At 35.7% G+C, this 1,449-nt stretch carries 1 protein-coding gene; it reads right to left on the bottom strand.

All coding sequences use genetic code 11. The annotated features are described in order from the left end of the window. Positions 1 to 371 (bottom strand): phage integrase N-terminal SAM-like domain-containing protein (locus tag DRF58_RS18045; RefSeq protein WP_394338504.1); only part of this gene is annotated, 371 nt, incomplete at its 3' end. Positions 372 to 1,449 lie beyond the last annotated feature (1,078 nt).

The raw sequence follows: 1,449 nt of genomic DNA, 5'->3' as shown, positions 1-1,449 counted from the left end.
TAAAGCAACCCGATTAATATTTTATGTTTTAAAAGTTTACAACAGGACAACATCTTCCAAACCTCATGCTTACTGAGCACAACAGGCAGTTTTTTCTCTTTTTTAATTTCCGGAAGACTCAGAAAATCGTAGCTTAAACCTTCCGATTTTAGCAGAAACCGAAGTCCGTAAACGGTGTGTTTAAAATACGATTGCGAAGGCGATTTAGATTTTTTCTGAAGGTAAAAGAGGTAATCATGAATTTGATCTGAATCCAATTCTGTAGGAATTTTCCCGAAATGTAGCGACACCGCAGCCACGTGTCTGGAGTAATTTTGAAACGTACTTTGGCTTCTTCCCAACACCGAAACCGTACGTTCAAACCTTTGCAAAAGCTCCGCAAATCCCGGAACTTCGCGCTTTGCCTGATTGATGATCTTGTTTTCTCTAAGCTCTTCTAAACTCTTTTTTTTGTTGCCATTCTATTGATTTTTAATTAGTTTTACAAAGTAATCAAAAATATGCAGACGGGGCTACCGAAGGTTTAGTTCAACAATGTATTGGCAAAAGACGGGGTGAATATTGTCTTTGAGCATTCGGTTAACAATATCCGCAAAAATGCTTTTCATATTTCTTTTTTCCGTAATTTAGAAATCTGAAAAAGCATTTTGCTCAGGCTCGGTCTTCCTTTGAAATTGTCAGCAAAGTAGCCCGTCCTTCGCCAATACTTTTTCCGTTGTGCGCAATATTACAAAAGCGGTTCTGAATAGAACTTTCAGATTGTAAAACCAAAAAAATCAAATGCAAATCTGAATCAAATTCAACGCAAAAAACTTGCACTAAAAATTCTATAATTTTTTAAATTCTACTGAATAAAATTGCGAAAAAATATTCCTCCGAATTTCCAAACTTCGTGAATAAAATCTTGCGTAAAATTCTAAAAAACACTCTGAATTTTAAAAATTTCGTGAATAACTTGTGCTGAATTCTACAAACTTTCGAATATCGTTGAGAATAAAAATTTTGCTTAAAATTTCAAAAAATTTTCAAAAAAACGTGAAAATTATTGATCGTGCTTGATTTTTACTTCTCTGAATTGAATTTAACGGCGTTAAATCCAATTCCTCGAACCAAAAATACTGCGCACAATAGCTAAGTTTTCGTTGCGTGCGAAGCACGAACAATGAAAACCCTGTTGAACGGAAGCTTCGGGAGCTTTTTGCTGGGTATTTTCCCACACTATGGGTTTATCGACAAAAGATTTTTAGAGATACAGGAGACTTTGAGAAGAGTCTCTTTTTTTGTGGGCGATTTTGGTGGTTTTTTCTTGGTTTTATTGTGTTTTCTTTCACGTTTAGACATAAAATCCCTTACCCAAATCCGCTAAAATGCAGATTTAGGAGCAGGTAAATTTCGGCTCATCTCCAAAAACCAACTTGGCGGACCTCGAAGATCGAACGTGGCAATCGT

Origin of the sequence: Epilithonimonas hispanica, from assembly GCF_003385395.1 — a bacterium.
Lineage (GTDB): Bacteria > Bacteroidota > Bacteroidia > Flavobacteriales > Weeksellaceae > Epilithonimonas > Epilithonimonas hispanica.
This window is presented reverse-complemented; position numbering and strand designations above follow the sequence as displayed.